The organism is Azospirillum isscasi, from assembly GCF_030849505.1.
GTDB classification, from domain to species: domain Bacteria; phylum Pseudomonadota; class Alphaproteobacteria; order Azospirillales; family Azospirillaceae; genus Azospirillum; species Azospirillum isscasi.
Genome location: NZ_JAUJFI010000025.1, coordinates 1 through 26,133, shown reverse-complemented (window position 1 = coordinate 26,133; position 26,133 = coordinate 1). Strand labels below are relative to the sequence as shown.

Sequence of the window (26,133 nt, the reverse complement as noted above, 5' to 3'; positions counted from 1 at the left end):
CGACGCCCGGCGACGGACGGTGCCGGCTCGGCCCGCGGTGCCGCCGGGGGCGCCCGATATGGAAGAGAAAAATGGACGGGCTGGCCGTATCGTCGAAGCCGGCCGCATCATCGAAGAAGGGCGGCGCCGAAGGCCGCCCTTCCGGAAATGGCTTTTCAGGCCAAGCCCTTTTCCTTCAGGAAGGGGCCATACTTCTTGTCGGTACCCTGGATGTGCTTGATGAGCCAGTTCTTCAAGAAATTCATCACTTCCATGCTGAGCGTGGCGGTGGCCCCGGCGTGGTACTTGCGCTGCACCTCAAGCACCTGATTCGCCAGGGCGTCATGCTCCGCCTTGTGGGCCTCGCGGTCCGGATAGCCGAGGCGGGCGAAATGCTCCTCCTCGTTGGTGAAATGCGACTTGGTGTAGGCGACGAGGCTGTCGAGGATGCCGCCCAGCGCCTCCTTGCTGCGCCCCGCCTGAACGGCGTCGAACAGGTCGTTCACCAGGGCGACCAGTTGCTTGTGCTCCTCGTCGAACTGCGCGATCCCGACGCTCAGCTTGTCGTTCCACACCATCAGCGGCATAACGCCATTTCCCCCTTCTGCCGGACTTCGGTTCCCCCCAGCGGCACGGGCAATAACCACGGCCGGCGCGAGGGTATCCCTTTCCTTGGAACGGTTCAACGTCCGGCAGTCCGCGGCCGAATGGCCGCGTTACGCCATATCCTCCGCGAAATGGCAGGCGACCAGCCGCCCGTCCACCGGGCGCAGGGCGGGCACCTCCGCCGCGCAACGCTCGGTCGCGTAGGGGCAGCGCTTGTGGAAGGGGCAGCCCGGCGGCGGATTCAGCGGCGAGGGCAGTTCGCCCTTCGGAATCACCCGCTCCGCGCGCAGCGCCGGATTCACCCGCGGGGTGGCGGCCATCAGGATGCGGGTGTAGGGGTGGCGCGGACGGGTGAACACCGTGTCCTTCGGACCATGCTCCACCGGTCGGCCCAGATACATCACCATGACCGCGTCGGCGATGTGCCGCACCACGCTGAGATCGTGGGAGATGAACAGGTAGGCGAGGTTCAGCTCCTCCTGCAAATCCATCATCAGGTTCAGCACCTGCGCCTGGATCGACACGTCGAGCGCCGACACCGGCTCATCCGCCACGACGACCCGCGGGTTCAGCATCAGCGCGCGGGCGATGGCGATGCGCTGGCGCTGCCCGCCCGAGAACATATGGGGATAGCGGTCCACCTGATCGGGGCGCAGACCAACCTTCGCCATCATGGCGACGGCCCGCTCCCGCCGCTCCGGCTTGCCCATCGGGGTGTTGATGACCAGCGGTTCCGACAGGATGGAGCCCACGGTCTTGCGCGGGTTCAGCGATCCGTAGGGATTCTGGAACACCATCTGGACGGTGCGCCGCAGTTCCTTCATTTCCGCCGCGGTGCGCCCGACCACGTCGCGCCCGTCGTAGAGGAGCTGGCCGGACGACGGCGGCTCGATCATGGTGACGGAACGCGCCAGCGTGGACTTGCCGCAGCCGGACTCGCCGACCACCGCCAGGGTCTTCCCCGCTTCGAGCTGGAAGGACACGCCGTCCAACGCCTTCACGGTGGCCGGCGGCTTGAAGGCGCCGCGCTTCACCGCGTAATGCTTGCGCAGGTGGATGGCTTCCAGAACCACCGGCCCGCTGGCCGGCATGACGTCGGTGAGGATGTCGGTCATCACAGAACCTCCCCGGCGCCGACCGGAGCATCGGCGAGCGGATAGAAGCAGCGCGCCTTGCCGGCGTCCACGTCGAACAGGGCGGGCCGCTCGATGCGGCAGCGGTCGGTGGCGAAGCGGCAGCGCGGGTTGAACAGGCAGCCCTGGGGCCGGTCGCCGATGCCCGGCACCACGCCGGGGATCGTCGGCAGCCGACGCTTGCCCAGCGCCCGTTCCGGAAGCGCGTCGAGCAGAGCCCCGGTGTAGGGGTGGCGCGGCGCCTTGAACAGGGCGTCCACCGGGCGCGTCTCGGCCACCTGTCCGGCGTACATGACGACCACCCGCTGCGCCGTTTCCGCCACCACGCCCATGTCGTGGGTGATGAGGATCAGCGCCATCCCCCGCTCCTTCTGGAGGCGGACCAGCAGGTCGAGGATCTGCTTCTGGATGGTCACGTCCAGCGCCGTCGTCGGCTCGTCCGCGACCAGCAGGCGCGGGTTGCAGGCGATGGCGATGGCGATCATCACGCGCTGGTTCATGCCGCCCGAGAGCTGGTGCGGGAAGGCCGACAGGCGGCTTTCCGGGGCCGGGATGCCGACCTGCTCCAGCAGCTCGATGGCGCGGTTGCGCAGGGCCTTGCCGGACAGCCCCTCATGCACCTTCAGCGTCTCCATGATCTGGAAACCGACGGTGAAGCAGGGGTTCAGGCTGGTCATCGGCTCCTGGAAGACCATGGCCACGTCCTTGCCGGTGATCTTCCGGCGCTGCGACGGGCTCATGGCCAGCAGGTCCTTGCCGCCGAACTGCATGCGGTCGGCGAGCACCGTGCCGTTGGAGCCGAGCAGGCCCATGACGGCAAGCGAGGTCACCGACTTGCCGGAGCCGGACTCGCCGACGATGCCGACCACCTCGCCCTCGTCCACGGTGAGGTCGATCCCGTCCACGGCGCGGAAGGTGCCGGCGCGGGTGGTGAACTCGACGGACAGGTTCTTGATGTCGAGAAGAGGCATGGCGGGCATCAGCGTTTCAGCTTGGGGTCGAGCGCGTCGCGCAGCCCGTCGCCCAGCAGGTTGAAGGCCAGCACCGTCACCAGGATGGCGACACCGGGCCAGGTGACGACCCAGGGGGCGCGCTGGAGGAACTGGAGGGAGGAGGCCAGCATGGTGCCCCACTCCGGCGTCGGCGGCTGCGCACCCAGGCCGAGGAAGCCGAGGGCCGCGGCGTCCAGAATCGCCGTGGAGAAGCCGAGCGTCGCCTGGACGATCAGCGGCGCCACGCAGTTCGGCAGGATCACCACCAGCATCAGCCGCAACGGCCCCGCCCCCGCCACGCGGGAGGCGACGACGTAGTCCTTGTTCGCTTCCGCCATCACGGCGGCGCGGGTCAGGCGGGCGTAGTGCGGGATGACCACGATGGACACCGCCAGCATGGCGTTCACCAGCCCCGGGCCGAGGATCGCCGCCACCACCACGGCCAGCAGCAGGCTGGGCAGCGACAGCAGGATGTCCATGAAGCGCATCACCAGCGCATCGGTGACCCCGCCGAAGAAGCCGGCGATCATGCCCAGCGCCAGCCCGACCGCCAGAGACAGCGTGACGACGATCAGGCCGATCATCATCGACAGCCGCGCCCCGAAGATCAGGCGGGACAGCATGTCGCGCCCGATGTCGTCGGTGCCCAGAAGGAAGGCCCAGCGCCCGCCCTCCTGCCAGACCGGCGGCACCAGGATGGCGTCGCGGTACTGGATGTTGGGGTCGTGCGGCGCCACCACGTCGGCGAACAGCGCCACCACGGCGATCAGCAGGATCACGGCGAGGCCGGCCATGGCCCCCTTGTTCTGCCGGAAATGGTACCAGAACTCGACCAGCGGGTGCGGCGGCTGGGAAACCGGCGGGGAGGCGGCGGGCAGCGTGTCTTGAACGTCGATCGTCATGGCTCACCTCACCGCGAATGGCGGATGCGGGGGTTCAGGACGCCGTAGAGAACGTCCACCAGCAGATTCACGGCCATCACCGTCGTCGCGATCAGCAGCACCCCGCCCTGAAGGGCCGGGTAGTCGCGGCGGTTGATGCTCTCGATCAGCCACTTGCCCACGCCGGGCCAGGAGAAGATGGTTTCGGTCAGGATGGCGCCGCCCAGCAGCGTGCCCACCTGAAGGCCGATCACCGTCACCACGGGGATCAGTGCGTTGCGCAGCGCGTGCAGGCCGATCACCCGCTTGCCCGCCAGCCCCTTGGCCTTCGCGGTGCGGATGTAGTCCTCGCCCAGCACCTCCAGCATGGCGGAGCGCGTCATGCGCGCCACGACGGCCAGCGGAACGGTGCCCAGCACGATCATCGGCAGGACGAGGTGGTGCAACGCCGACCAGAAGGCCCCGTACTCCCCGGCCATCAGAGTGTCCACCAGCATGAAGCCGGTCACCGGCTCCACGTAGTAGAGCAGGTCCAGCCGCCCGGAGACCGGAGTCCAGCCGAGCCCGACCGAGAAGAACAGGATCAGCAGCAGGCCCCACCAGAAGATCGGCATCGAATAGCCGGTCAGGCTGACGCCCATCACGCCATGGTCGAAGACCGAACCGCGCCGGACCGCCGCGACGATGCCCGCGGGCAGGCCGACGACCGTGGCGAACAGCATGGCCAGCGCGGCCAGTTCCAGCGTCGCCGGGAACAGCGTCAGGAATTCGCTGAGGACGGAGTTGCGCGTCACCAGGGACACGCCCAGGTCGCCCTGAAGAACCCCGGCGATGTAGTCCAGGAACTGCTGCCACAGGGGCCGGTCCAACCCCAGTTCGTGCCGCAGTTCGAGAAGCCGTTCGGGGGGGATGCCGCGCTCGCCCACGCGCACCTCGATGGGGTCGCCGGGCACGAGCCGGATCAGCAGGAAGGTCAGGAAGGTGACGCCGAGAAAGGTCGGAATCACCAGGCTCACCCGCGTCAGGATGAAGCGTAGCATCGGATCGTCACCGGGGGCTCGAAACGAAAGCAAGGGGGCGTCGGCCCCCTTTGTTCCTCTGCTTCCGCAAAGGGAAGCCGGGGGTTTAATGCCCCGGCCACCGCTTTGTAAAGCCGTTTGCTACACTGAATTTATTGTTTCAAATCGACGCCGTAGAAGCGATGGATGCCGAACGGGTCCATCTTGTAATCGACCACATTCTTGCTCACCGCCATGTGCACGACCGAGTGCGCGACGGTCAGCCACGGGGCCTCTTCCTTGAAGATGACCTGCGCCTGCTCGTACAGCTTGGTGCGGGCGGCGGTGTCGGTGGTGCGCTTGGCCTGGAGGACGAGGTCGTCGAACTCCTTGTAGCACCACTTGGCGATGTTCGACCCGCCCGGACGCGCGGCCTCGCAGCCCAGCAGGACGTGCAGGAAGTTGTCCGGGTCGCCGTTGTCGCCGGTCCAGCCCAGCATGCCCATCTGGTGCTCGCCGGCCTGAAGACGCTTGCGGTACTCGCCCCACTCGTACTGCACGACCTTGGCCTTGATGCCGACCTTGGCGAGGTCCGCCTGCATCATTTCGGCCATGCGCTTGGCGTTGGGGTTGTAGGGGCGCTGCACCGGCATGGCCCACAGGTCGGTCTCGAAGCCGTTCGGGAAGCCGGCGTCGGCCAGCAGCTTCTTCGCGCGCTCCGGATCGTAGGGGTAGTCCTCGATCTCCTTGTTGTACGACCACATGGTCGGCGGGATCGGGTTCTTCGCCGGCACGCCGGCGCCCTGATACACCGCGTCGACCACGGCCTTCTTGTCGATGGCCATGTTCAGCGCGCGGCGGACGCGCACGTCGTCGAACGGCTTCTTGGTGACGTTGAAGGCCAGATAGCCGACGTTCAGGCCCTCCTGCTCCATCAGGGTGATGGCGCTGTCCTTCTTCATCGCCTCCAGATCGGCCGGGTTCGGGTACGGCACGATGTGGCACTCGCCGGCCTTCAGCTTGGCGTAGCGGACCGCGGCGTCGGGCGTGATGGCGAAGACGAGGTTGTCCAGCGGCGCCTTGCCGCCCCAGTACTGGTCGAACGCCTTGTAGCGGATCACCGCGTCCTTCTGGTAGGCGACGAACTGGAAGGGACCGGTGCCGATCGGGGCCTGGTCGATCTTGTCGATCTGGTTCTTCTTCTGAAGGGCGTCGGCGTATTCGGCGGACTGGATGGCCGCGAAGGGCATCGCCAGATTGGCGATGAACGGCGCCTCGACCTTGTTCAGCGTGAACTTGACCGTGTAGTCGTCGATCTTCTCGATCGACTTCAGCAGGTCCGGCATCGCCATGTCGTTGAAGTAGTCATAGGCGCCGCCGGACACCTTGTGGAAGGGATGATCCTTCTTCCACTGGCGATTGAACGACCACAGCACGTCGTCCGCGTTGGCGTCGCGGGTCGGCTTGAAGTCGTTGTTGCTGTGCCACTTCGCGCCCTTGCGCAGGTGGAACGTGTAGGTCAGCCCGTCTTCCGACACGTCCCACTTCTCGGCGAGGCCGGGGACCACCTTGGTGCCGCCGCGCTCGAACTGCACGAGATTGTTGTACACGGGCAGCGAGACGTCGAAGCTCGTTCCGGTCGTGTTGACCATCGGGTTGAAGTTTTCAGGGCTGCCCTCGGAGCAATAGACGAGGGTCTTGGCGGCCTGGGCCGGCGCGGCAAGCGCCAAGGCGGCGGCGACGCCGAGCCCGGCACCCAGCAGGATGCGCTTCATTCCTAACAACCTCCCGTGTTCGGTCGAAGGACCGCCTGTTTTCTGCGGCGGCCCATATGCGCGTTCATTTGGCGCGTGGTCGAATCGTCTGTCAACACGCAACCAAGCGCCACCGCGCAAGCCCGGCGGCAAGCGTCAGCCCAACCGGAATTTCAGGCGCGGCCCGATCTCCGTGAAGCCCTCGCGCTTATAGAATCGCAGGGAATCCGGCCATTCCCCGGCGGACGGCGCCCCCACCTCCACCCGCGTCCAGCCGTGGCGGCGGCCATGGTCCAGAACGGCCCGGATCAGCGCCCGCCCCACCCCGGCGGAGCGCGACTCCGGCGTTACGTACAACTCCCGGATCGTCCCGAACCGGCCCAGGGCGGAGATGCAGGCCCCCTCCGACAAAGTCGCGACGCCGAGCGGGCGTCCCGCCGGATCCTCGGCCAGGAAAACCGTGTGGGAAGCCTCGCCGCTCAGCAGGGATTCAGCGACGGCCAGCATGACGGCCCGCGGCGTGTCGCTCTGCCCGGCGGAGAGTTCGGACAGCAACGCCGCCACGAGGCCGGTGACCGTGCCCGCGTCGGAAAGACCGGCCCTGCGCACACGAAGGTTGGTCATGACCGGCCCTCCCCATTCCCCATCTTATGGTCAGCAAGCCTCCGCTTCGATGGTCAGGCTGTCCAGAAGAAAGCTGCCGTCCGCCTCGATGGCGAAATGCCGGCGCACCTCGTCCGACGCCAGATCCTGCAAGGCGCGGATGGCCTGGGCGCGCAGGTCCGGGGTGTCGGTGCGGGCGGTCCAGACGGCGAAATCCATGCGCAGGCGGCGCGGCGTCAGGCCGGTCACCGCGAATCCGGCGCGGGACAGGGCGGCCATCCACTCCGCGGCGCTGTAGTCGCGGACGTGCGAGGTGTCGCGCAGCAGTTCCACCGCCTGGAGGTGTGTGTCCAGCAGCGGGTGCCCCGGCGCCACGATGTCCACGAAGACCGCCCGCCCGCCGGGGGTCAGCACCCGCCGCGCTTCCCGCAGCCCGGCCTCGGCGTCCAGCCAGTGGTGCGCGCTGAAGCGGCTCAGCACCACATCGAAATGGCCGTCCGGGAAGGGCAGACGCTCGGCGGGGGCCTGCCGCGTGGCGATGTTGGCCAGGCCGCGCTCCGCCGCGTTGCGGGCCACCGCCTCCAGCATTTGCGCGGTGACGTCCACGGCGACCACCTCGGCGGCGTGGGGAGCGGCGCGGTAGGCGACATGGCCGCCGCCGCAGCCCAGATCCAGCACCCGCGCAGCGTTCCATCCGCGCAGGGCGGCCTCGATCTGGTCCAGGTCGGCGCCGGAGGCGTGGACCGCGCTGGTCACATAGGCGTCGGCGCGCTGGCCGTACTGTTCGGCGACAACGCCGTGGTGGCTGTTGGTCATGAGGACACCTCTCCTTCGGGCCCGCAGTATGGCACGGGCACCCACCGTTTCACCCATCCCCAGGACGGGACGCTGGTCTACGAACAAGTGACGTTGTGCCCCTCCGGACGATCCGACTACAAGCTGGTGATGCTGCTGGGGCCGCAGGCTCCGTAAGACGCCCAATGACTTGCTCCGGACGCCCCATGGACCGCCAGCCGCGCAACGCCGTCCTCACCGCCTACGGCCTGTATCTGCTCTCCTCGGCCTTCTTCGCGTCCAACGTGGTGATCGGGCGGGCCGCGGCCTCCATCGTGCCGCCGGTCGGGCTGGCCTTCTGGCGCTGGGTGCTGGCCTTCCTGATGATCCTGCCGCTGGCCCTGCCCGGCCTGATCCAGCACCGCCACGCCCTGCGCGCGTCGTGGAAGCGCTTCCTCCTGCTGGGCGCGCTGGCTCAGGGCATCTGCGGCGCCGTTGTCTACATGGGGCTGGAGCGCACCAGCGCGACCAACGCCGGCCTGATCTACGCCACCAGCCCGGTCTTCATCCTGATGATCGCCGCCCTGTGGCTGCGCGAGACGGTGACGCCCCGGCAGACGGCGGGGATCGCCGTCGCGATGGCCGGGGTGCTGGTGATCCTGACCCGCGGCGACCCGCAGGCGCTCCTGCACTTCGCCTTCAACGCGGGTGACCTGCTGATCCTGGTGGGGTCGGCGGCCTGGGCGGTCTACACGGTTCTGCTGCGCCAGACGCGCAGCTCGCTGCCGGTGGTGACCATGTTCGCGGCGAACGCGCTGGCCGGCGCCGTCGTTCTGGCGCCCTTCTATGCGTGGGAAACGCTGGCCCTGCGTCCCGTTCCGCTGAGCATGGACGCCGCCATCCGCATCGCCGGGGTGGCGCTGTTCGCCTCGGTCCTGGCCTTCCTGACCTATCAGAAGACGATCAACCTGATGGGTCCGGCGCGGGCCGGGACCTCGCTCTACGTCATGCCGCTGTGGGCGGCGGTGGCGGCCTGGGCGCTCCTGGGGGAGCAGTTGCAGATGTTCCATCTGCTGGGCGTGCTTCTGGTGCTGCCGGGGGTGGCGCTGGCGACCCTGCCGCCGCGCGCCACCCCCGCCAAACCCGTCAGCCGATCATCGGAAGCCTGAGCCCCTGCTCCTTGGCGCAGTCCTTCGCGATGCCGTAGCCGGCGTCGGCGTGGCGCATCACGCCGGTGCCCGGATCGTTGGTCAGCACCCGCTCCAGCCGCTTCGCCGCGGCGTCCGTCCCATCGGCGACGATGACCATGCCGGCGTGCTGGCTGAAGCCCATGCCGACGCCGCCGCCATGGTGCAGCGACACCCAGGTCGCCCCCGACGCGCAATTCAGCAGGGCGTTCAGCAGCGGCCAGTCCGACACCGCGTCCGACCCGTCGATCATGCCCTCCGTCTCGCGGTTCGGGCTGGCGACGGAGCCGCTGTCCAGATGGTCGCGCCCGATGACGATGGGAGCCTTCAATTCGCCCTTCGCCACCATCTCGTTGAAGGCGAGGCCGAGCCGCGCCCGGTCGCCCAGCCCCACCCAGCAGATGCGCGCCGGCAGGCCCTGGAAGCGGATGCGCTCCCGCGCCATGTCCAGCCAGTTGTGCAGGTGCGGGTTGTCGGGGATCAGTTCCTTCACCTTGGCGTCGGTGCGGAAGATGTCCTCCGGATCGCCGGACAGGGCGGCCCAGCGGAAGGGGCCGATGCCGCGGCAGAACAGCGGGCGGATGTAGGCCGGCACGAAGCCGGGGAAGGCGAAGGCGTCGGCCACCCCCTCGTCCTTGGCGACCTGCCGGATGTTGTTGCCGTAATCCAGCGTCGGCACGCCCATGGCGTGGAAATCCAGCATGGCGCGGACGTGGGTCGCCATCGACGCCTTGGCCGCCGCGACCACCGCCGCCGGGTCGGTGCGGCGCTTCGTCTCCGCCTCCTCCATCGTCCATCCGGCGGGCAGATAGCCGTTCAACGGGTCGTGCGCGCTGGTCTGGTCGGTCACCGCGTCGGGGCGGAAGCGCGGGTCGGCCTTGGCGCGGCGGACCAGCTCCGGGAACACCTCCGCCGCGTTGCCGAGCAGACCGACGGACACGGCCTTGCCGGCGGCCTGGGCCTCCCAGAGGATCGCCATGGCCTCGTCCAGGCTGGTGGCGGAGCGGTCGAGGTATTTGGTCTCCAGCCGCCGCTCGATGCTGCGGGCGGAGCATTCCACGGCCAGCATGGACGCCCCGGCCATGGTCGCGGCCAGCGGCTGCGCGCCGCCCATGCCGCCCAGCCCGCCGGTCAGAATCCAGCGGCCCTTCAGATCGCCGCCGTAATGCCGCCGCCCGACTTCCGCGAAGGTCTCGTAGGTGCCCTGCACGATGCCCTGGCTGCCGATGTAGATCCAGGACCCGGCGGTCATCTGGCCGTACATCATCAGGCCCTTGGCATCCAGCTCCCGGAAATGGTCCCAGGTCGCCCAGTGCGGCACGAGGTTGGAGTTGGCGATCAGCACCCGCGGCGCGTCGGCATGGGTGCGGAAGACGCCGACCGGCTTGCCCGACTGGACCAGCAGCGTCTCGTCCTCGCCCAGCGTCTTCAGCGACGCGACGATGGCGTCGAAGCAGTCCCAGTTCCGCGCCGCCCTCCCGATGCCGCCATAGACCACCAGCTCGTCCGGATTCTCCGCCACGTCGGGGTCGAGGTTGTTCATCAGCATGCGCAGCGGCGCCTCGGTCAGCCAGGACTTGGCGGACAGCTCGGTGCCATGCGGCGCGCGGATGACACGGCGGTTGGCCGGCTGCCCGGCCGGCGGGTTGGTGTCGGTCATGTGACTCGTCCCTCTCGGATTTTGCTTGGTGCGTTTGTTGTTTTCAGACGGATACGGTGCCTGTGCATTTGAAGTCCCCTCTCCCTCCTGGGGAGAGGGCTGGGATGGCCGCTCTCTGTCCACGTCGCCCCGATGATAGCCCACGCTCCGGACGATTTCATCACACGCCGCCCCGCACCAGCCGCCCGCCCCGCACCACCGCGGCGCAAGGGTTGGCGCCCAGCCAGTAGCACAGCTCCGCCGGGTCGCCGACGTCCCAGACGGCCAGATCGGCGGCCTTGCCGGGCTCCAGCGTGCCGTGCGTGCCGGCCATGCCCAGCGCCCGCGCGGCGTTGCGGGTAACGCCGGCCAGCGCCTCCTGCGGGGTCAGGCGGAACAGGGTGCAGGCCATGTTCAGCATCAGCAGGAGCGACACGGCGGGCGAGGTGCCGGGGTTGCAGTCGGTGGACACCGCCATCGGCACGCCATGCCGCCGGAACAGCTCGATGGGCGGCAGTTTCGTCTCGCGCAGCATGTAGAAGGCGCCGGGCAGCAGAACCGCCACCGTCCCCGCCGCCGCCATCGCCCGCGCGCCGTCCTCGCCGGTGTGCTCCACATGGTCGGCGGACAGCGCCGTGTAGCGGGCGGCCAGCGCGGCCCCGCCGCCGTCCGACAGTTGGTCGGCGTGCAGCTTCACCGGCAGGCCCAGCCGTTCCGCGGTGTCGAACACGCGGGCCGTCTGCTCCGGCGAGAAGGCGATCCGCTCGCAGAAGGCGTCCACCGCGTCCAGCAGCCCGTCCGCCGCCAGGGAGGGCAGGATCTCCCCGCAGACCAGCGCGATGTAGTCGTCCGCCCGCCCGGCAAATTCCGGCGGCAGGGCGTGGGCGGCCAGACCGGTCGTCCGCACCGTCACCGGGAAGCGCTCCCCCAGCGCCCGCGCGGCGCGCAGCATCCGCCGCTCCGTGGCGAGATCGAGGCCGTAGCCGGACTTCACCTCCACCACCGTCACGCCCTCGGCCAGCAGATGTTGCAGGCGGACGGCGGCGGCGGCGATCAGGCTCTCCTCGTCGGCGGCGCGGGTCGCGGCGACGGTGGAGGCGATGCCGCCCCCGGCGCGGGCGATCTCCTCATAGGTGGCGCCCTCCAGCCGCATTTCGAATTCGCGGGCGCGGTTGCCGCCGAAAACCAGATGGGTGTGGCAGTCGATCAGCCCCGGCGAGACCCAGCGTCCGCCCAGGTCATGTTCCTCGGCGGCGCGGCCCGCAGGGAGGTCCCCGGCGGCGCCGACCCAGGCGATCCGCCCGTCCTTCACGGCGATCGCCGCGTTCCGAACATTGCCCATCGGCCCCATGGTGGCCGCATGACCGTTGAACCACAGGCTGTCCCACTCCATCATCCCCCTCCCCGGCTTCGCGCCGCTGTCCGCCCCACCTTACATCGCCATGCCAATCACCGACACCACCCCAGCCCCGCGTTCCGCGCATCCGGTCCTGCTCTGCGCCGATGACTACGGCCTGTCGCCGGGCGTCAACGAGGCCATCCGGGATCTCATCGCCGCCGGACGCCTGACGGCGACCTCGGTCATGTCGCTCTGCCCCTATTGGGCGGAGGGGGCGGCGGCGCTGAAGGAACTGGCCGGCAGGGCCGACGTCGGGCTGCATTTCACCCTGACCGACCAGACGCCGCTGGGTTCCCTGCCGACACTGGCCCCCGGCGGGCGGTTGCCGCCGCTGGGCACGCTGATGAAGCTCGCCTACACCGGCGGCCTCGACCCCGGGGAGATCCGGGAGGAGCTGGCCCGGCAGATCGACGCCTTCGCCGCCGCCTGGGGCGGGCCGCCGGACTACATCGACGGGCACCAGCATGTGCACCAGCTTCCCACCGTGCGGGAGGCGGTGGCCGACGCCCTGGCCGCCCTGCCCGGCGCCTATGTCCGCCTGTGCGCAGAGCCGGTGAGCGCCGTCCTGCGGCGTGGCGTGGCGGTGCCGAAGACGCTGCTGATCGGCGGGCTGGGCGGCGGGCTGGCGCGGCTGGCGCGGGCGCGCGGCATTCCCGCCAACGACCGCTTCGCCGGGGTCTACGATTTTTCCGGACGCCGGCCCTTCCCCGATCTGATGGCGCGCTTCCTCGACCGCCCCGCCGGGCGGCTGCTGGTGATGGTCCATCCCGGCATCCCGGACGAGGCCCTGCGCCGCGCCGACCCCCTGGTGGACCAGCGCAAGGTGGAGCACGACCATCTGAAAAGCCCGGCCTTCGCCGCCCTGCTCGCCGAGCGGAACATCCGCCTCGCCCGCTTCGCCGGGCTTCCCGCGGCCTGATGCGGCATAGGCGCCGCCGGTCATTTTCGACCGCCCGACGGTTGGTTTCCTCCATGGTTACGACACAATCGGACCGGGGGGCTCTTCAATTCGGCAAGGCGAATAACAACATCCCCTCGACAAGAAATGGCCCACAAAAGGGGATGCGGGAATGCACAACAACGGGATGTCGTCCGGGCCACCGGACGGACAGGGGTCGGGCGGCTGGGTGGATTTCTGGAACCGGCCCAACGCCATCTACGCGAACCAGCGGAATCTGGAAGCCCATTTCGCCTGCCTGCAAAGCGACCTCGACACCCATCTTCCGGAGGGGGGGACCGTCCTGGATTTCGGGTGCGGCGACGCGCTGGCGGCGGAGGCCATGGCGAAGCGCTGCCGGAACGTCTGGCTGTACGACGCCGCCCCCGCCGTGCGGCAACGGCTGCGCGACCGTCTGGGCGGCCATCCGGGAATCCGGATCCTGGACGACGACGACCTCGCGGCCCTGCCGCCGGGCAGCGTCGATCTGGTGCTGGCCGTCTCCGTCCTCCAATACATCCCGCGCGAGGAGCTGGACGGCGTTCTCCACCTCTGGCGCGGTCTGGTCAGTGCGCGGGGGCGCATCCTGATCGCCGATGTGGTGGACCCCGACACGCCGATGCTGCGCGACATCGCCAGCCAGCTCAGCATGGCGCGCCAGCACGGATTCCTGATGGCCGCCCTGATGGGGCTGGGGCGCATGGCCCTGTCCGACTACCGCCGCATCCGGCGGGAAGCCGGCTTTTCCACCTACACGCCCACGGAGTTGCAGACGCGGCTGTCCGCCGCCGGGCTGCGGGCCGACCGGTTGCCGAAGAACATCGGCCCGACCCCGCACCGCCATTCCTTCGTCGCCCGCCCCCATACTCAACCGATGGGCGCTCAGCCGGCGGGCGATCCGGCGTTGAAGGTCCAATAGCGGTTGGCGCCGAAGCTCCACAGCATCACCAGCGCCGTGGCGGCGAGCTGGGCCGGCAGGTAATGCAGGCCCAGCCGCTGCGCCAGACCCCACATGATGGCGCTGTTCAGGCACAGCCCCACCGCCGCGACGGCGACGAACTTCGCGGCGGTGGGCAGGTGCTCCTGCTCGCTGCGGAAGACATGGCCGTAGTTCAGCAGATAGCTGATGACGCCGCCGACCAGGAACCCCGCCGCCGAGGCGAGGACCGGCGGGGCCGCCGCCAGTTCCGACAGGGCGATCAGGACCCCGTAATGGCCGACCGCCGCGGCGCAGCCGACCACGACGAACAGAACGAACTGAACCAGCGGGCCGTGCATCAATCCTCGCCGTCCACCCATTCCCTCTGCCGCAGCTTGTAGCGCTGGATCTTGCCCGTTTCCGTCCGCGGCAGGCGGTCCAGGAACTCCACCGCGCGGGGATACTTGTAGGGGGCGATCCGGTCCTTGACGTAGCATTGCAGCCGTTCCGCCAGATCGTCGCTGGGCCGCACACCGTCGCGGGTGACGATGAAGGCCTTGGGGATGGAGCCGCGCAGCGGATCGGGCGCCGCGATGACCGCGCACTCCTCGACCGCCTCGTGGCGGAGCAGGACGTCCTCCACCTCCAGGCCGGAAATCTTGTAGCCGGCGGAGACGATGAGGTCGTCGGTGCGGGCGTGATACCAGAAATAACCGTCCTCATCCATGCGGAAGGCGTCGCCGGTCAGGTTCCACCCGCCCTGCACGTAGTTCTCCTGGCGCGGGTCGTCCAGATAGATGCAGCCGGTCGGGCCACGCACGGCCAGCCGCCCGATCTGGCCCGGCGGCAGCGGGGTCAGGCTGTCGTCCACCACGCGGGCCTCGTAGCCGGGAACCACCTTGCCGGTGGCGCCGGGCCGGACAGCGCCGGGCGGGGAATGCAGGACGGCGTTCAGCATCTCCGTGGTGCCGAAGCTGTCCAGGATCTCCATCCCCGTCACCGCCTGCCAGCCTTCCAGCGTGTTGGCGGGCAGCGGCTCCCCCGCCGAGACGCAGGCGCGCAGCGTGCGCAGCCCCTCGGCCAGCGCCGGCTCCTCCTCGATCCGCGCGGTCATGGCGCGGTAGACGGTCGGCACGGTGAACATCACCGTCGCCTTGTGCGTGGCCGTCACCTCCAGCAGCCGTTCCGGCGTGGCCCGGTCGAGAAGCACCACCGCCGCCCCGACCCGCAGCGGGAACAGCAGCATCCCCCCCTGCCCATAGGCGAAGGCGAGCGACGGCGTGCCGCAGAACACGTCGTCGCCGCCGGTCTTCAGCAGCGATTGCGGCGACAGGTCGGCCACCGCCAGAAGGTCGCGGTGGAAATGCGCGGTCGCCTTCGGCTTGCCCGTGGTGCCGGAGGTGAAGGCGATCAGCGCCACGTCGTCGGCGGCGGTGTCCGCCGCGGCGAAGCCGGTTTCGGTTCCCTCCAGCCGCGCTTCCAGATCCCCGCCGTTGAAGGCCACCACGGGCATCCGCCCGCCCATCGCCTCCGCAACCGCGGTCAGATCCTTCACGTAGCGCGCGTCGCACAGCGCCAGCGAGACGGCGGCGCGCTCGACGATGCTCTCCAGCTCCGCCGCGCGCAGCAACGGCATGGTCGGCACCACGACCGCGCCGGCCTTCAGCACCGCCAGCCAGCAGGCGGCCAGCATCGGCGTGTTGGTCCCGCGCACCAGAACCCGGTTGCCCGGCACGATCCCGAACCCTTCGGCCAGGAGCCGGGCGATGCGGTCCACCGTGTCGCGGAAGCGGCCATAGCTCCACACGTCGCCGTTTCCGATGACACAGGGCCGCTCGTCCCAACCGCGCTCCCGCCAGCCGTCCAGCAGGGCCGCGGCGGCGTTCAGGCGCTCGGGATAGGTCAGCTCGGGCCGGTCATAGGAAAAATCGGGCATCTGCTCCGGCGGCGGCAGCCGGTCGCGGGTGAAGCTGTCGATGTGACCGGACCGAATCATCCCTGGACGCCTCCGCCACGCACCGTTTTCTTGAGCTTTCCCAACAGCCCCATCAACTGGACCACGTCGCCGTGGGGCATTCCCCCCGTCAGTTCGGCCAGCCAACGGCGTTGCGCCGCCGTGATGGCCTGCGCCAGGGCGCTGCCTTCGGGGGTGATCCGGACGAACTGCATGCGCCGGTCGTTCGACGCGGCGGCGCGCGTGACCAGACCGTCCTTCGCCAGCCGTTCTACAATACCGGTGATGTTTCCGTTGGTGACCATCATGCGCTTCGACAGCTCGCCCATGGTCAGCCCCTCCGGCTGGCGGTCGAGCAGGCACAGCAGGTCGAAGCGTGGCTGGGTGGTGCTGAACTCGTCGCGCAAACGGCTGCGCAGCCGGGCGCCGATCAGAACGGCGCACGCGGAAAGGCGCAGCCAGAGGCGCATCTCCGGGGAGGCGGCGAGATCAGCCGCAGCCTCCACATCGACCGACACGTCCCCCTGCGCCTCGGCCGATGCGTCGGCCGCTGCGATGGCGGGTCCCTTCACGGTCTGTCTCCACTCCCGGTGGGAGGCATCCGCCGAAACGCCGCCTCCTCTTTGTTCGAAGGCTTACTGTAGTTTGACGCTCGGCCTTTGAGCCATGCAAGGAAGGAATGCTTGGTGCACAAGCAATAATCATCCGCGCAAGGATCGGGCGCCATCGCCTTGAACGCCGCGACGGTTATTCGTCGCTCAGATACAGGTCGATTTCCGCCTGTTCCATGACGTGGGCGGTGCCGTGGATGATGCCGTTGGCGACCTGGATGATGCGGTGGATCATGGCGACGGAGGTCTGGCAATCCATCCGCAGCTTGTCGGACGCCCCGTCGTGGATGTCGGTGGAGACGCGCTCCAGCGTGTGCCGGACCACCTGATGCGCCTGGGCGATGGTGTCCTCGAAGGGCCGCTTGAACTTGGCGGGAACATGGCCGTACGCCTCGATGGCCAGTTCCTTGTCGGAAAAGCCGCTGTCGCGGAAATGCTCCGGATAGCTCTTGGGCTGCCAGATCAGGCATTCCTCCAGCATGTCCGGCATGTCCGGGATCATCTCGATCAGCATCACGATTTCGTTGAAGTGATTGAGATAGTCGGTCGCCAGAAGGGTCTTGTCGGAAATGTTGGTGCCGACCACGCGCTGCCGCCATTCATGGAAATCCGCCAGCTCATCCGGCGCAATCCCATCGGTCACCGCCGGATCGAAGTCTGGCGGATCGACGTCTGGCGGTTCGAAGTCTGGTTCGATCATATGCGGCTCTGGCATACGCGGCTCTGGCATGCGCGGTTCGACGTGCACGGGTCTGGCGAGGCGGTGCCGGACGGTTGCAAAGCCGTTCCGCCACCGGTGTGCGACGCCGGGGACAGTCAGTAATATCGCATTAATCCCTGCGCAAGCCTGCGCGCACACTTTTTTTTCAATGCGCTGCAAAAATATCGGAATGGCGAGGCGATGTTGCGCCCGGAGGCCCTGCGCCGGCAATGCCGCACGCCCTACCCCTTGCCATCCGGGCCGGCTTCGTCCAATTGATGCGCCGCCTTTTCGGTTCACGCGCGATTCACGCCCGCTTCACGCCCAGCTCACGAATGTCTTCGCCCATGCCCGCCATAGCCCTCAGCGTCGCCCCGATGATGGACTGGACCGACCGCCATTGCCGGACCTTCCATCGCCTGCTGTCGAGGAGCACGCTGCTCTACACCGAGATGGTGACCACCGGCGCCGTGCTGCACGGCGACCGCGACCGGCTGCTGGGCTACGACGCGGCGGAGCATCCGGTGGCGCTCCAGCTCGGCGGGTCGGACCCGGCGGAGCTGGCGGCCTGCGCCCGCATCGCCGAGGAATGGGGCTATGACGAGGTCAACCTGAACGTCGGCTGCCCCAGCGACCGCGTGCAGTCGGGCCGCTTCGGCGCCTGCCTGATGGCGGAGCCCGATCTGGTCGCCCGGCTGGTCGGCGCCATGCGCGAGGCGGTGTCCATCCCCGTCACCGTGAAGTCGCGCATCGCCATCGACGAGATGGAGGAATGGCCGACCCTGGACCATTTTGTCCGCACCGTGTCCGCCGCCGGCTGCACCCATTTCATCGTGCACGCCCGCAAGGCGTGGCTGAAGGGCCTGAGCCCCAAGGAGAACCGGGACATCCCGCCGCTGCGCTACGACCTCGTGCACCGGCTGAAGCGGGAGAACCCGCACCTCACCATCGCCATCAACGGCGGCATCCGGACGCTGGACGAGGCGGAGGAGCATCTGCCCGCGCTGGACAGCGTGATGATCGGGCGCGCCGCTTACGAGACGCCCTACATCCTGGCCGACGCCGACCGCCGGCTGTTCGGCGGGGAGCCCGGCCCCGACCGCCACGCGGTGGTGGAGGCCATGGCGGCCTACGCCGAGGAGCGGATGCGCCGGGGGGCGCCGCTGTCCTCCATCACCCGGCACATGCTGGGGCTGTTCCAGGGCCTTCCGGGCGCCCGCGCCTGGCGCCGCCACCTCAGCGAGAACGCGCATCTTCCCGGCGCCGGGCCGGAGATCCTGCTGAAGGCCGCCGCGCTGGTGCCGCGCCGCGCCCTTGCGCCCGCCGGAGACTGACCGGCCACGCCGCTGCATGGGTGCCATGGCGAGGTTGCCGTGCGGCATGCGGGCCGTCCTGCCTTACGGTGGCGTACGAACGATCCCGCCGGAACGCCCTGCCCACCCATGCGCCGTCTCATCCTGATGCTCGGCCTCGCCGGATTCGCCAGCGCCTTTTCGCTGCGGACGACCGACCCGATGCTGACCGTCATCGCGTCGGACCTGGGCATCGGCGTGGCCGAGGCGGCCCTGCTCTCCTCCGCCTACACGCTGCCCTACGCGGCGATGCAGCTCGTCCTGGGACCGGTCGGCGACGCCATCGGCAAGACGCGGCTGGTCCGGCTGTCGCTGGTGATCCTGACCATCGGGGTGGCGCTGTCGGCGGTGGCGCCCGGCTACACCGGCGTGCTGGCGGCCCGCATGCTGGCCGGAGCCTTCGCCGGGGGAATCATCCCGGCCGCCATGGCGCTGATCGGCGACCGCGTGGTCTACACGGAGCGCCAGTTCGCCATCAGCCGCTTCCTGCTGGCGGTCATCCTGGGCCAGATGTCCGGCTCCGCCGTGGCCGGCGCCCTGTCGGAGGTGGCGGGCTGGCGCACCGTCTTCGCCCTGGCGGCGCTGGTGACCGGCCTGATCGCGCTGACCGCCGCGCTGCTCCTGAAGGGCGAGCGGGAGGAGCGGCACCCCCTGTCGCTGGCCGACGCGCGGCGGCGCTATACCTCCGTGCTGGCGAACCCGGTGTCGGTCTGGGTCTTCGCGACGGTGGCGGCGGAAGGGCTGCTGATCTTCGGCGTCTTCCCCTTCGTCGCCCCCATGCTGTCCCGCCACGGGGCCGAGGGCGCCTTCGAGGCCGGCGTGACGCTGGCCGCCTTCGCGGTTGGCGGGGTTGTCTACAGCGTCGTCGTGCGGCGCCTGCTGGGGACGCTCGGCCAATGGGGGATGATGGGGGCCGGCGGCCTGCTGGCCGGGGGCGCCTATATGGCGATGCTCGCCCCGGTGCCCTGGCCGGTGGTCGCGGCGCTGTTCCTCGTCGCCGGATTCGGCTTCTACATGCTGCACAACACCATGCAGACCCAGGCGACCGAGCTGTCGGCGACGGCCCGCGGGTCGGCGCTCGCCCTCTTCGCCTCCTCCTTCTTCCTGGGGCAGGGGCTGGGGCCGGTGGTCTACGGGGCGGTCGCCGATCAGGTCGGCCTGCCCGCCCTGTTCCTGTTCGGCGGCGTGCTGACCGCGCTGCTCGGCGTCGGGGCCGTGCGCCTGATCCGCCGCCCGGCCTGACCGATGTTCCGATATTTCGGATATCCCCAGATTCTGTGGATAACTCTGTTGGCGAATCGAGGGGTAACCGATGGGACAGGCGGCCCTTCAAGGGGTCCGGCAGAAATGCCCGATTTTTAGGCAGGGTGGAAAACGGTACCAATCAAGGGTTTTGTACCCTTCGCCCGCCTTTCCGATTCCGCCGAGGCGGCTGCCCCGGCCCGGAACGGGAGTCAAGCGAAGGATGTGCCGGCCTGTGAACAACTTTCCTTGACAGGGCATACGGGCCACGGCAGAGGGGACCTTCCGGCGCCGATCCGTCTTGCGCGCCACCGGTCCGCGGGGCACTCTGGCGCCATGTTCACCGTCAGCGAGAGCGAAGCCGAAACGATCCGCCAAGCGTTCCACGAGCGCGGGGAATGGTCCGCCGTGGTGGAGTTGCGCCGGCTGTTCCCGGTCTTCGCCAACAACCCGGAGGCGCTCCGCTGCGTGCGCGCCATCGCCGGCTGGCAGCCCCTGCCCGACCCCGCCGCGGCTGCGCCGAAGGTCACCCCGCTGCGGCGCCGCAAACCGGCGGAACCGCAGCAGCCTTGAGCCGCCTCAGGTCGCGGTGCGCGGCCCGCGGTCGGTCAGCGTGTCGGCCAGCGGCACCACCTTCCCGGCGTCGGCCACCACCTGAAGCTCCGGCACGCCGGCCTGGGCGCGCCGCTCGGTCAGAAGCGCCTCCAGCATCGCTTCGACCTTCGGCATGTGGACCGTCTGCTGGTCGAACGGCATCCGGATGCCGTGCTCGCGGAACTGCTCCAGGATGCGCATGCGCAGCTCGTTGCGCACCGGGATGATGTGCTCGGTGTTGGCGACGAAGCAGCGCAGCTCGAACTCCGGCCCGCTCGGCCCGAAGTCGCGGAACATCACGATCGGCTCCGGGTTGCGCAGCACCTGGGCGTGGCCGTAGCCGATCTTCAGCAGCAGCGCGTAGACCTGCCGCGCGTCGGTGTCGTAGGCGATGCGGACCTTGATCTCGATGCGGGTGGTCTTGTCCTTCAGCGTCCAGTTCACCACCGCCTTGGAGATGAACTCGGAGTTCGGGATGATGACGGAGGCGCGCTGGAAGGTCTGGATCTCCGTCGCGCGCACGCTGATGCGGCGCACCGTGCCCTCCAGCCCGTTCACCACCACCCAGTCGCCCACCTTCACCGGGCGTTCCACCAGCATGATCAGGCCGGAGATGAAGTTGCTGACGACGTTTTGCAGGCCGAAACCGATACCGACCGACAGGGCCGACGCGATCATGGCGAGGCTGGACAGGTCGAGCCCCAGCGTGCCGACCGACATCAGCACCGCCATGGTGGTGCCGAGATAGCCCACCCCCATGCGGATGGAGTTGCGCACGCCGTCGTCCATGTTGACGCGGCCAAGGATGCGCTCGTCGAGCTGGCGCTGGACGAAGCGGGTCACCGCGATCACGACGCCCAGCACCATCAGCGCCGACATGATGTCGCCCGGCGCGATGCGCACGCCGCCCACCGTGATGCCGCTGAGGAAGCCGTCGGCCAGCCCCTTCATCTCCGACAGGGTCATGCCGGTCAGCGGCAGCAGGAAGAAGGCCGCGACGGTCAGCAGCAGGCCGTCGATCAGCGTCCGCCCGGCCTGCCCCAGCATCCGCCGGCCCCGGTCGGTGGCGATCACGATGTCGCGCACCTCCGCCACCTGCCCGCTGCCGCGCTCCAGCAGGACGCACAGCAGCTCGCGCAGGACGCCGCGCGCCACCAGCAGGACCCCGCCGATGACCAGGGTGGTCAGCATCAGCTTCGAGGCGTAGATCGCCCCCACCAGATAGCCCGCCCCCGACGCCGCCAGCGAGGCGAGCGCGACCGCCCCGATCAGCAGGCGCAGCCGCAGCCCGACGACCCGCGGACGGGCGGGCGGCGCCTCCTCCGCCTCCGCCTTTGCCTCCGCCTCTGGAACGGCGGAAGCCGCCGGCGGCAGCGTCACGTCGGGCCCGGCAGCCTCCCCGTCCGGGCATCCGCACCCGTCGGTCCCCTCGGCCTCGGGCGGCGGGGCGGCGAGCCAGAGATGGTCGGGGTACAGGAACAGCAGCGACACGGCGATCAGCGCCATCGTGCCGAAGCCGGTGATCGAGCGCAGTTCCGGCGGGGTGAACATGCCCTCCGACAGGACGATGCCCGTGCCGGCCAGCGCCAGCCCGACCATGGCGAGCGGGACGCGGCGGACCAGACGGCGCGCGCTGTCCGGGTCGAGGTTGGCGAGCTGCCAGGACGGATGGTCGGGCGCCAGGGTCGCGCGGGCGATTCCGGTGACCAGGAAGAAGGCCGTCAGGCCGCCGGACACCCCGACCACCAGCGCGGTCAGCGGCCCGGCGTCCGCCGCGTCGCGCAGCAGCCCCACCAGGGCGCCCGACAGCACCAGCGTCGGCACCACCGGCACCAGGCAGCGGGCCAGCGCCTCCACCGCCATCGCCACCACGCGCTGGCGGTAGCTGGGCCGCTCCTCCAGCGCCCGGTGGCCGTAGCGGCGCAGCAGCACCCGGCGCACCGGCCAGGCGACCAGGAACAGGAGAGCGGCGAGCGCGCCCAGCCCGTACAGCCGCTCGCGCCACTCCCCGTCGCCCATCACGATGCCGAAGGCCCGCCCGATGCGCTCCTGCACATAGGACATCTGCTCCGGCAGGGCGGCCCAGGTGGCGGGCAGAAGCGGCACCGGGCCGCGCCGGACGATCTGCTCGGTAAGCTGCGTCATGCGCTGATCGGCGGCGGTGCGCAGCAGGATGTCGGCGCGGGTGACGATCAGTTCGGTCTGCTTGGTCCGCCCCTCCACCTCCGCGATGGTCTGGGACAGGCGCTTGCGCTCCGCCGCGATGCCCGCCTCCTCCGGCGGGGCGCCCTGGGCCGGCGGGGGACCCAGCGCGTCCAGCATGCGCTGCGCGGTGTCGCGGGCGGCGACCGCGGCGGCGCCGGCCTCCCGAACCTCCTGCTGGATCTTCGCCAGATCGGCGCGCAGCGTCTCGTATTCGGTGTTCGCCAGATCGCCCCCGGCGATGCGGTTGGCGGCCCGTTCCAGGGCGTTCTGCCATTGCGGCAGACGGGTCTTGAAATCCGCCGCCGCTTCCGTCGCCGGGGCGGCGGGCTGGGCCAGGGCGGACGGAACGGCGGCGCCCGAGGCGAGCGCGCCACAAAGCATCCAGGCCATCAGCAGCTGGCCGATCCGGCGGCGGAAAGCGGAAGGAGTCTGCATCACCGTTCGAAATCTCTTGTTGGCGAATGGCGGCGGCCCCGGCGAACCGGGAAAAGGGATACCTATACTCTTCGGCGGCGCGGCAAAAGTATGGCGCGCCGTGTCACCAGGATGCGACAGGGAGTGATGCGCCCGCCCATGATTGGGCATGGCGGGAACGCACGGCGTGGTGGTACAGGTGGTGCACCTTTGCTCCACACCGACGCACAGATCATGGCCGGCTTGACCGACATCGACCGCACCCTGCTCCGCACCGCGCTGAAGGCCGCCAAGCGCAACGACGTTCCGTCCGTCGGGATGCCCACCGCGACGCTGGAACGGCTTCTGGAGTATCTGGCGGTTCTGGAAAATGCCCAGCCCGGCGCGCGGACCGAAGGCAATCCGGGATCGAACTGACTCCGCCGACCCCTGCATCGACGGTGGCGGCAGGGTCCCCGGGTTCAGTTGAGCGTGCTCTCGTATGTCCACCGTTCCGCGTCAGACCGTCGTCCCAGCCGAACGGCACGTTGTGACATTGAGTTCGAGTCGCAACCGAAGCTCGACTTGCTCTATCGAAAGGAGTAAGACTTTGGGACCGACACCGTTAGGCGGATGATTCCCTTGTGCCAGTTTGCCACACCGGACTGCGGCTACGCCTGTCGTGCGATCAGACTCGTCCGCGAACACAGCCGCGGCCCCGTGGGGTTGGACGCGCGCGCCTATCTGATCCGGGTCGAACGCCGGCTGATGCAGTTCCATTGCAGCGCTCCGCTGGGCATCCCGGTTGAGGCGCCGCCGCACCGTGAGGCCGCCGAGTAGCCAGCCTGTCAATCCCGGCCCGTCAATCCCGGCCTCTCAATCTCATCTGCCGGGGTCATCCGGGCGGCCCCGTTCCGGTTCGCCGCCGTCATTCCGCCCACGGCCAGTGTCCCGATCCCGCCCCCGATCCAACGACGCTTCGTCGCGTTCCCTCTGGCGCTGCCACTGGTCGAACTTCTCGGGATCCGTCACCAGATCGATGACGGACGGTTTCCGGCTGCCGTCGTCGCGCTGTGCGGGCATGAACACCTCCATCGCTGCACCACACCTGTCCTTTTGCACCATCAACAGCGCAAAAGGCTCCGCGCACCAAGCCCCGCAAGGGGAGAACCCCGCAAGCACAGCCCTGCTCCTTTGGCGTCCGGATTTTGACACAGCACGCCACCGGTCGAATCCTTAGCCTGCGACGGAGGTCAAGGCACGGTCGGAGGCGGAATGCTGCGGTTGGGAACACGGGTGAGATATGCAGGCCAGGACGCGCTCGTCGTCGCCCGGACTCTTGCCGGTGAGCCGACTTACGACATCCGTCTGGCCGATGGCCGCCTCATCAAATACGCCGCCGAAAGCGATCTGGAGCCGATCGAGGGGGGCGGGGCCGAACCTTCCGCCACCTCGGCGCGTCCACCCGGCTCCGGCGGCTCCAATCCGGGGGGTATGCAGTGACCCGCGACGACTTCCCCTATTCGCTCCAGCCCTACGCGACCCCCGACGGGGGCGGCGACGGCGCGCAGGAGTCCGAAGCCTGGACGCTGGTCCTGTTCCGTGCCGCCGACGAGGCGGAGCGGCTGTGGTTCCGTGACCATGGCTTCGTCATGGAGGGCCGCCGCTGGGTCCGCCACGCGCCCGCCCCGGACAGCCTTGCGGAGGCTCCGGAGTCCGGCGACACGCCCGAAAGCGAGGACCCCGGCGAGCGGGAGCCCGGCAACGGGGCGTCCTCCGCCGACACGCCCCCTGCCGGCGCCTCCCCTGCCAGCGGCCCCACGCCGGACGTCGCCGCCTGACCCTCCGTTCCGGCGTCCGCGGCCTTTTCTCCTGTGCCGGCGCCCCTGTTCGCGGACACGCACGCCCCATGCCCGACAGCCTCGATTTCGAAAGCCTCGATTTCGACCGGACCGACGTTGGCTGGCCCAACGTCGAACGGCCCAACGTCGAACGGCCCAACGTCGAACGGCCCAACCTCGACCAGCCCAACGCCGACCAGCCGGGTCCGGACCGGTCCGGTTCCGCTCCGTCCGCTCCCCAGAGCGCTCTGCTCCGGCGGCTGCGCCGCGCCGCGTCCGGCAACGTCCCGGCGCCGGAGGGGGTGACGCTTCTCCAGGCCCGGCAGCGCGACGTGATGGTCGGCGCCCATCTGACCCTGACCATCGACTGGGCGACGGAGGTCGAGGTCCGGCTGGGCGCGGAGATGGTGCGTTTCGCCATCTACTGCCGCAACGCCGCCGAATTGAACGCGACGCTGGCCCGCGACCTCGACGCCGAGGCGGCCTCGCTGGAGACGGCCCACCGTTTCGCCACGCTGCTCGGCCCGCTGGACGAGCGGGCGGAGGCGATCTCCGCGGCGGAGGAGCCCTTGCCGCTCCTGCCGTCACTGCGCGGCCCCTACTACCTGCACGAGGTCTGCACCGGCTGCGACGGCGGCGGGGTGCGCGCCTGCGGCGGCGACGGCTGCCGCGGCGGCAAGGTCCGATGCACCCACACCGCCACCGCCGACGCGCCGGAGTGCGAGGACTGCGGCGGGCGCGGCCAGCACCGCTGCCCGGCCTGTGCGGGCGCCGGGGTGGTCGCCTGCGAGACCTGCGGCGGGGTCGGGCAGTTCACCCACATCCACCATCCCCGCCTGACGGCCCACCCGTCCTATGGGCTGACCGCTCCGCCGGACGCCCCGGCGGCGGTGCGGATGGCTCTGGAAAAGGCCGGCTTCGCCCGTTTCGCGGCGCTCGCCGACCCGACGCCCGCCACGGTGCGCCATTCCGGCACGCAGCTTTTCCACCAGCGCAGCGGCACGCTGACGGTGGTGGCGCTGTCCTGCGAATGCGACGGCGTGCCGTTCGAGATCGAGACCGTGGGACCGGACGCCGAGGCCGCCCCCTTGCCGCCCTTTCTGGACACGGTGCTGGCCCCGGTTCTGGCGCGCATCCGGGCGCTGCCGCCCACCGACGCCTTCGCCCTGGCCGGGGCCTACCGCCTGACCCGCTCCGTCGCCGAGGCGGTGCTGGACGGGCGGGAGCCCGACGCCGCGGCCATCGCGACGGATCACGAGGGCTGCGTCAGCCCCGCCTTCGTCATGGAAGCCGCCGATGCGCTGGCCGAGCGCTTCGCCGGGACCAGCCGCACCGCCGTGACGCGGAGCTGGATCGCCGCTGCGGGGCTGCTCGCCCTGGTCCTGCTGCTGGTGGCGGGGGTGGACGGTCCGGCGCTTCTGGCCGGCGCGACGGCGGAGC

General features: G+C 69.7%; 27 protein-coding genes. 11 read left to right on the top strand and 16 right to left on the bottom strand.

What is annotated here, in order from left to right; genetic code table 11:
- Positions 1-155: 155 nt before the first annotated feature.
- The 8 genes from QSG27_RS07680 to QSG27_RS07645 all read right to left on the bottom strand — a co-directional run bounded on the left by QSG27_RS07680 (position 156) and on the right by QSG27_RS07645 (position 7,762).
- A complete protein-coding gene (locus tag QSG27_RS07680; RefSeq protein WP_306704812.1) occupies positions 156-566 on the bottom strand; it encodes a bacteriohemerythrin in 411 nt (136 codons plus the stop codon).
- 129 nt (positions 567-695) lie between these two features.
- Positions 696-1,700 carry a peptide ABC transporter ATP-binding protein gene (locus QSG27_RS07675; RefSeq protein WP_306704810.1) on the bottom strand — a complete coding sequence of 335 codons (1,005 nt, stop codon included), beginning with the start codon at positions 1,698-1,700 and terminating at the stop codon, positions 696-698.
- Entirely contained in the window at positions 1,700-2,689 is a 990-nt protein-coding gene (locus QSG27_RS07670) for an ABC transporter ATP-binding protein (RefSeq protein WP_306704843.1), read from the bottom strand. The genes QSG27_RS07675 and QSG27_RS07670 overlap by 1 nt, the downstream gene beginning before the upstream one ends.
- Positions 2,690-2,697: 8 nt before the next feature.
- Positions 2,698-3,612 carry an ABC transporter permease subunit gene (locus QSG27_RS07665; protein ID WP_306704808.1) on the bottom strand — a complete coding sequence of 305 codons (915 nt, stop codon included), beginning with the start codon at positions 3,610-3,612 and terminating at the stop codon, positions 2,698-2,700.
- Positions 3,613-3,620: 8 nt separating this feature from the next.
- Positions 3,621-4,631, bottom strand: a complete 1,011-nt coding sequence (locus QSG27_RS07660) for an ABC transporter permease subunit (RefSeq protein ID WP_306704806.1) — start codon at positions 4,629-4,631, stop codon at positions 3,621-3,623.
- 131 nt (positions 4,632-4,762) lie between these two features.
- Entirely contained in the window at positions 4,763-6,364 is a 1,602-nt protein-coding gene (locus QSG27_RS07655; protein WP_306704805.1) for an ABC transporter substrate-binding protein, read from the bottom strand.
- Between the two features lie 135 nt (positions 6,365-6,499).
- Positions 6,500-6,967: a GNAT family N-acetyltransferase gene (locus QSG27_RS07650; RefSeq protein WP_306704803.1), complete on the bottom strand. Its 468-nt coding sequence runs from the start codon at positions 6,965-6,967 to the stop codon at positions 6,500-6,502.
- Between the two features lie 30 nt (positions 6,968-6,997).
- Positions 6,998-7,762 carry a class I SAM-dependent methyltransferase gene (locus QSG27_RS07645; RefSeq protein WP_306704801.1) on the bottom strand — a complete coding sequence of 255 codons (765 nt, stop codon included), beginning with the start codon at positions 7,760-7,762 and terminating at the stop codon, positions 6,998-7,000.
- Positions 7,763-7,947: 185 nt separating this feature from the next.
- Between QSG27_RS07645 and QSG27_RS07640 the strand changes: the two genes are divergently transcribed.
- Complete coding sequence (locus QSG27_RS07640; RefSeq protein WP_306704799.1) at positions 7,948-8,889, top strand: DMT family transporter; 942 nt, start codon at positions 7,948-7,950, stop codon at positions 8,887-8,889.
- Here QSG27_RS07640 and hutU read toward each other — a convergent pair.
- Together hutU and hutI are read right to left on the bottom strand one after the other, a co-directional pair.
- The gene (gene hutU, locus QSG27_RS07635) at positions 8,867-10,567 is read right to left on the bottom strand and encodes a urocanate hydratase (RefSeq protein ID WP_306704797.1); all 1,701 of its coding nucleotides are present in this window, start codon (positions 10,565-10,567) and stop codon (positions 8,867-8,869) included. The genes QSG27_RS07640 and hutU overlap by 23 nt on opposite strands.
- Before the next feature lie 160 nt (positions 10,568-10,727).
- Positions 10,728-11,939 carry an imidazolonepropionase gene (gene hutI, locus QSG27_RS07630; RefSeq protein WP_306704795.1) on the bottom strand — a complete coding sequence of 404 codons (1,212 nt, stop codon included), beginning with the start codon at positions 11,937-11,939 and terminating at the stop codon, positions 10,728-10,730.
- Here hutI and QSG27_RS07625 point away from each other — a divergent pair.
- Together QSG27_RS07625 and QSG27_RS07620 are read left to right on the top strand one after the other, a co-directional pair.
- Positions 11,914-12,864, top strand: coding sequence for a ChbG/HpnK family deacetylase (locus tag QSG27_RS07625; protein ID WP_306704793.1), 951 nt, complete (start codon positions 11,914-11,916; stop codon positions 12,862-12,864). The two genes, hutI and QSG27_RS07625, sit on opposite strands and share 26 nt — an antisense overlap.
- Positions 12,865-13,015: 151 nt before the next feature.
- Positions 13,016-13,801, top strand: coding sequence for a class I SAM-dependent methyltransferase (locus QSG27_RS07620; protein WP_306704791.1), 786 nt, complete (start codon positions 13,016-13,018; stop codon positions 13,799-13,801).
- Here QSG27_RS07620 and QSG27_RS07615 read toward each other — a convergent pair.
- The 4 genes from QSG27_RS07615 to QSG27_RS07600 all read right to left on the bottom strand — a co-directional run bounded on the left by QSG27_RS07615 (position 13,765) and on the right by QSG27_RS07600 (position 17,066).
- A complete protein-coding gene (locus QSG27_RS07615) occupies positions 13,765-14,160 on the bottom strand; it encodes a GtrA family protein (RefSeq protein WP_306704788.1) in 396 nt (131 codons plus the stop codon). The two genes, QSG27_RS07620 and QSG27_RS07615, sit on opposite strands and share 37 nt — an antisense overlap.
- Positions 14,160-15,797, bottom strand: coding sequence for an AMP-binding protein (locus QSG27_RS07610; protein WP_306704786.1), 1,638 nt, complete (start codon positions 15,795-15,797; stop codon positions 14,160-14,162). The genes QSG27_RS07615 and QSG27_RS07610 overlap by 1 nt, the downstream gene beginning before the upstream one ends.
- The gene (locus QSG27_RS07605; protein WP_306704784.1) at positions 15,794-16,327 is read right to left on the bottom strand and encodes a MarR family winged helix-turn-helix transcriptional regulator; all 534 of its coding nucleotides are present in this window, start codon (positions 16,325-16,327) and stop codon (positions 15,794-15,796) included. Before QSG27_RS07605 ends, QSG27_RS07610 begins: the two co-directional genes overlap by 4 nt.
- Positions 16,328-16,502: 175 nt before the next feature.
- Complete coding sequence (locus QSG27_RS07600; RefSeq protein ID WP_306704782.1) at positions 16,503-17,066, bottom strand: hypothetical protein; 564 nt, start codon at positions 17,064-17,066, stop codon at positions 16,503-16,505.
- 347 nt (positions 17,067-17,413) lie between these two features.
- Here QSG27_RS07600 and dusA point away from each other — a divergent pair, with 347 nt between their 5' ends.
- From dusA to QSG27_RS07585, 3 genes are all read left to right on the top strand, one after another.
- Positions 17,414-18,400, top strand: coding sequence for a tRNA dihydrouridine(20/20a) synthase DusA (dusA, locus tag QSG27_RS07595; protein WP_306704780.1), 987 nt, complete (start codon positions 17,414-17,416; stop codon positions 18,398-18,400).
- A gap of 108 nt (positions 18,401-18,508) precedes the next feature.
- Positions 18,509-19,660 carry an MFS transporter gene (locus QSG27_RS07590; RefSeq protein ID WP_306704778.1) on the top strand — a complete coding sequence of 384 codons (1,152 nt, stop codon included), beginning with the start codon at positions 18,509-18,511 and terminating at the stop codon, positions 19,658-19,660.
- A 336-nt stretch (positions 19,661-19,996) separates the two neighbouring features.
- Positions 19,997-20,233, top strand: a complete 237-nt coding sequence (locus QSG27_RS07585; RefSeq protein WP_306704776.1) for a hypothetical protein — start codon at positions 19,997-19,999, stop codon at positions 20,231-20,233.
- Between the two features lie 6 nt (positions 20,234-20,239).
- On the opposite strand, the gene QSG27_RS07580 is transcribed toward QSG27_RS07585, so the two are convergent.
- Positions 20,240-22,894 carry a DUF3772 domain-containing protein gene (locus QSG27_RS07580; RefSeq protein WP_306704774.1) on the bottom strand — a complete coding sequence of 885 codons (2,655 nt, stop codon included), beginning with the start codon at positions 22,892-22,894 and terminating at the stop codon, positions 20,240-20,242.
- Between the two features lie 213 nt (positions 22,895-23,107).
- On the opposite strand from QSG27_RS07580, the gene QSG27_RS07575 reads away from it, so the two are divergent.
- Complete coding sequence (locus tag QSG27_RS07575) at positions 23,108-23,290, top strand: hypothetical protein (RefSeq protein WP_306704772.1); 183 nt, start codon at positions 23,108-23,110, stop codon at positions 23,288-23,290.
- A gap of 204 nt (positions 23,291-23,494) precedes the next feature.
- The gene (locus QSG27_RS07570) at positions 23,495-23,692 is read left to right on the top strand and encodes a hypothetical protein (protein ID WP_306704769.1); all 198 of its coding nucleotides are present in this window, start codon (positions 23,495-23,497) and stop codon (positions 23,690-23,692) included.
- Positions 23,693-23,734: 42 nt separating this feature from the next.
- Here the strand turns inward: QSG27_RS07570 and QSG27_RS07565 are convergent, their stop codons facing one another.
- A complete protein-coding gene (locus QSG27_RS07565) occupies positions 23,735-23,935 on the bottom strand; it encodes a hypothetical protein (protein WP_306704767.1) in 201 nt (66 codons plus the stop codon).
- A 213-nt stretch (positions 23,936-24,148) separates the two neighbouring features.
- Here QSG27_RS07565 and QSG27_RS07560 point away from each other — a divergent pair, with 213 nt between their 5' ends.
- The 3 genes from QSG27_RS07560 to QSG27_RS07550 all read left to right on the top strand — a co-directional run.
- Positions 24,149-24,355 carry a hypothetical protein gene (locus QSG27_RS07560; protein WP_306704765.1) on the top strand — a complete coding sequence of 69 codons (207 nt, stop codon included), beginning with the start codon at positions 24,149-24,151 and terminating at the stop codon, positions 24,353-24,355.
- Positions 24,352-24,693, top strand: coding sequence for a hypothetical protein (locus tag QSG27_RS07555; protein WP_306704763.1), 342 nt, complete (start codon positions 24,352-24,354; stop codon positions 24,691-24,693). The genes QSG27_RS07560 and QSG27_RS07555 overlap by 4 nt, the downstream gene beginning before the upstream one ends.
- Positions 24,694-24,761: 68 nt before the next feature.
- Positions 24,762-26,133, top strand: a 1,372-nt coding sequence (locus QSG27_RS07550; protein ID WP_306704761.1) for a hypothetical protein, incomplete at its 3' end; no start/stop codon positions are given.

Excerpts from the sequence above, each read along its gene's own strand:
- QSG27_RS07585 (WP_306704776.1), top strand. The coding sequence starts at position 19,997 with ATGTTCACCGTCAGCGAGAGCGAAGCCGAAACGATCCGCCAAGCGTTC.
- dusA (WP_306704780.1), top strand. The coding sequence starts at position 17,414 with ATGCCCGCCATAGCCCTCAGCGTCGCCCCGATGATGGACTGGACCGAC.
- QSG27_RS07590 (WP_306704778.1), top strand. The coding sequence starts at position 18,509 with ATGCGCCGTCTCATCCTGATGCTCGGCCTCGCCGGATTCGCCAGCGCC.
- QSG27_RS07680 (WP_306704812.1), bottom strand. The coding sequence starts at position 566 with ATGCCGCTGATGGTGTGGAACGACAAGCTGAGCGTCGGGATCGCGCAG.
- QSG27_RS07665 (WP_306704808.1), bottom strand. The coding sequence starts at position 3,612 with ATGACGATCGACGTTCAAGACACGCTGCCCGCCGCCTCCCCGCCGGTT.
- QSG27_RS07620 (WP_306704791.1), top strand. The coding sequence starts at position 13,016 with ATGCACAACAACGGGATGTCGTCCGGGCCACCGGACGGACAGGGGTCG.
- hutU (WP_306704797.1), bottom strand. The coding sequence starts at position 10,567 with ATGACCGACACCAACCCGCCGGCCGGGCAGCCGGCCAACCGCCGTGTC.
- QSG27_RS07640 (WP_306704799.1), top strand. The coding sequence starts at position 7,948 with ATGGACCGCCAGCCGCGCAACGCCGTCCTCACCGCCTACGGCCTGTAT.
- QSG27_RS07600 (WP_306704782.1), bottom strand. The coding sequence starts at position 17,066 with ATGATCGAACCAGACTTCGAACCGCCAGACGTCGATCCGCCAGACTTC.
- QSG27_RS07565 (WP_306704767.1), bottom strand. The coding sequence starts at position 23,935 with ATGCCCGCACAGCGCGACGACGGCAGCCGGAAACCGTCCGTCATCGAT.
- QSG27_RS07655 (WP_306704805.1), bottom strand. The coding sequence starts at position 6,364 with ATGAAGCGCATCCTGCTGGGTGCCGGGCTCGGCGTCGCCGCCGCCTTG.
- QSG27_RS07580 (WP_306704774.1), bottom strand. The coding sequence starts at position 22,894 with ATGCAGACTCCTTCCGCTTTCCGCCGCCGGATCGGCCAGCTGCTGATG.
- QSG27_RS07615 (WP_306704788.1), bottom strand. The coding sequence starts at position 14,160 with ATGCACGGCCCGCTGGTTCAGTTCGTTCTGTTCGTCGTGGTCGGCTGC.
- QSG27_RS07610 (WP_306704786.1), bottom strand. The coding sequence starts at position 15,797 with ATGATTCGGTCCGGTCACATCGACAGCTTCACCCGCGACCGGCTGCCG.
- hutI (WP_306704795.1), bottom strand. The coding sequence starts at position 11,939 with ATGGAGTGGGACAGCCTGTGGTTCAACGGTCATGCGGCCACCATGGGG.
- QSG27_RS07675 (WP_306704810.1), bottom strand. The coding sequence starts at position 1,700 with ATGACCGACATCCTCACCGACGTCATGCCGGCCAGCGGGCCGGTGGTT.
- QSG27_RS07650 (WP_306704803.1), bottom strand. The coding sequence starts at position 6,967 with ATGACCAACCTTCGTGTGCGCAGGGCCGGTCTTTCCGACGCGGGCACG.
- QSG27_RS07660 (WP_306704806.1), bottom strand. The coding sequence starts at position 4,631 with ATGCTACGCTTCATCCTGACGCGGGTGAGCCTGGTGATTCCGACCTTT.
- QSG27_RS07670 (WP_306704843.1), bottom strand. The coding sequence starts at position 2,689 with ATGCCTCTTCTCGACATCAAGAACCTGTCCGTCGAGTTCACCACCCGC.
- QSG27_RS07645 (WP_306704801.1), bottom strand. The coding sequence starts at position 7,762 with ATGACCAACAGCCACCACGGCGTTGTCGCCGAACAGTACGGCCAGCGC.
- QSG27_RS07575 (WP_306704772.1), top strand. The coding sequence starts at position 23,108 with ATGGCCGGCTTGACCGACATCGACCGCACCCTGCTCCGCACCGCGCTG.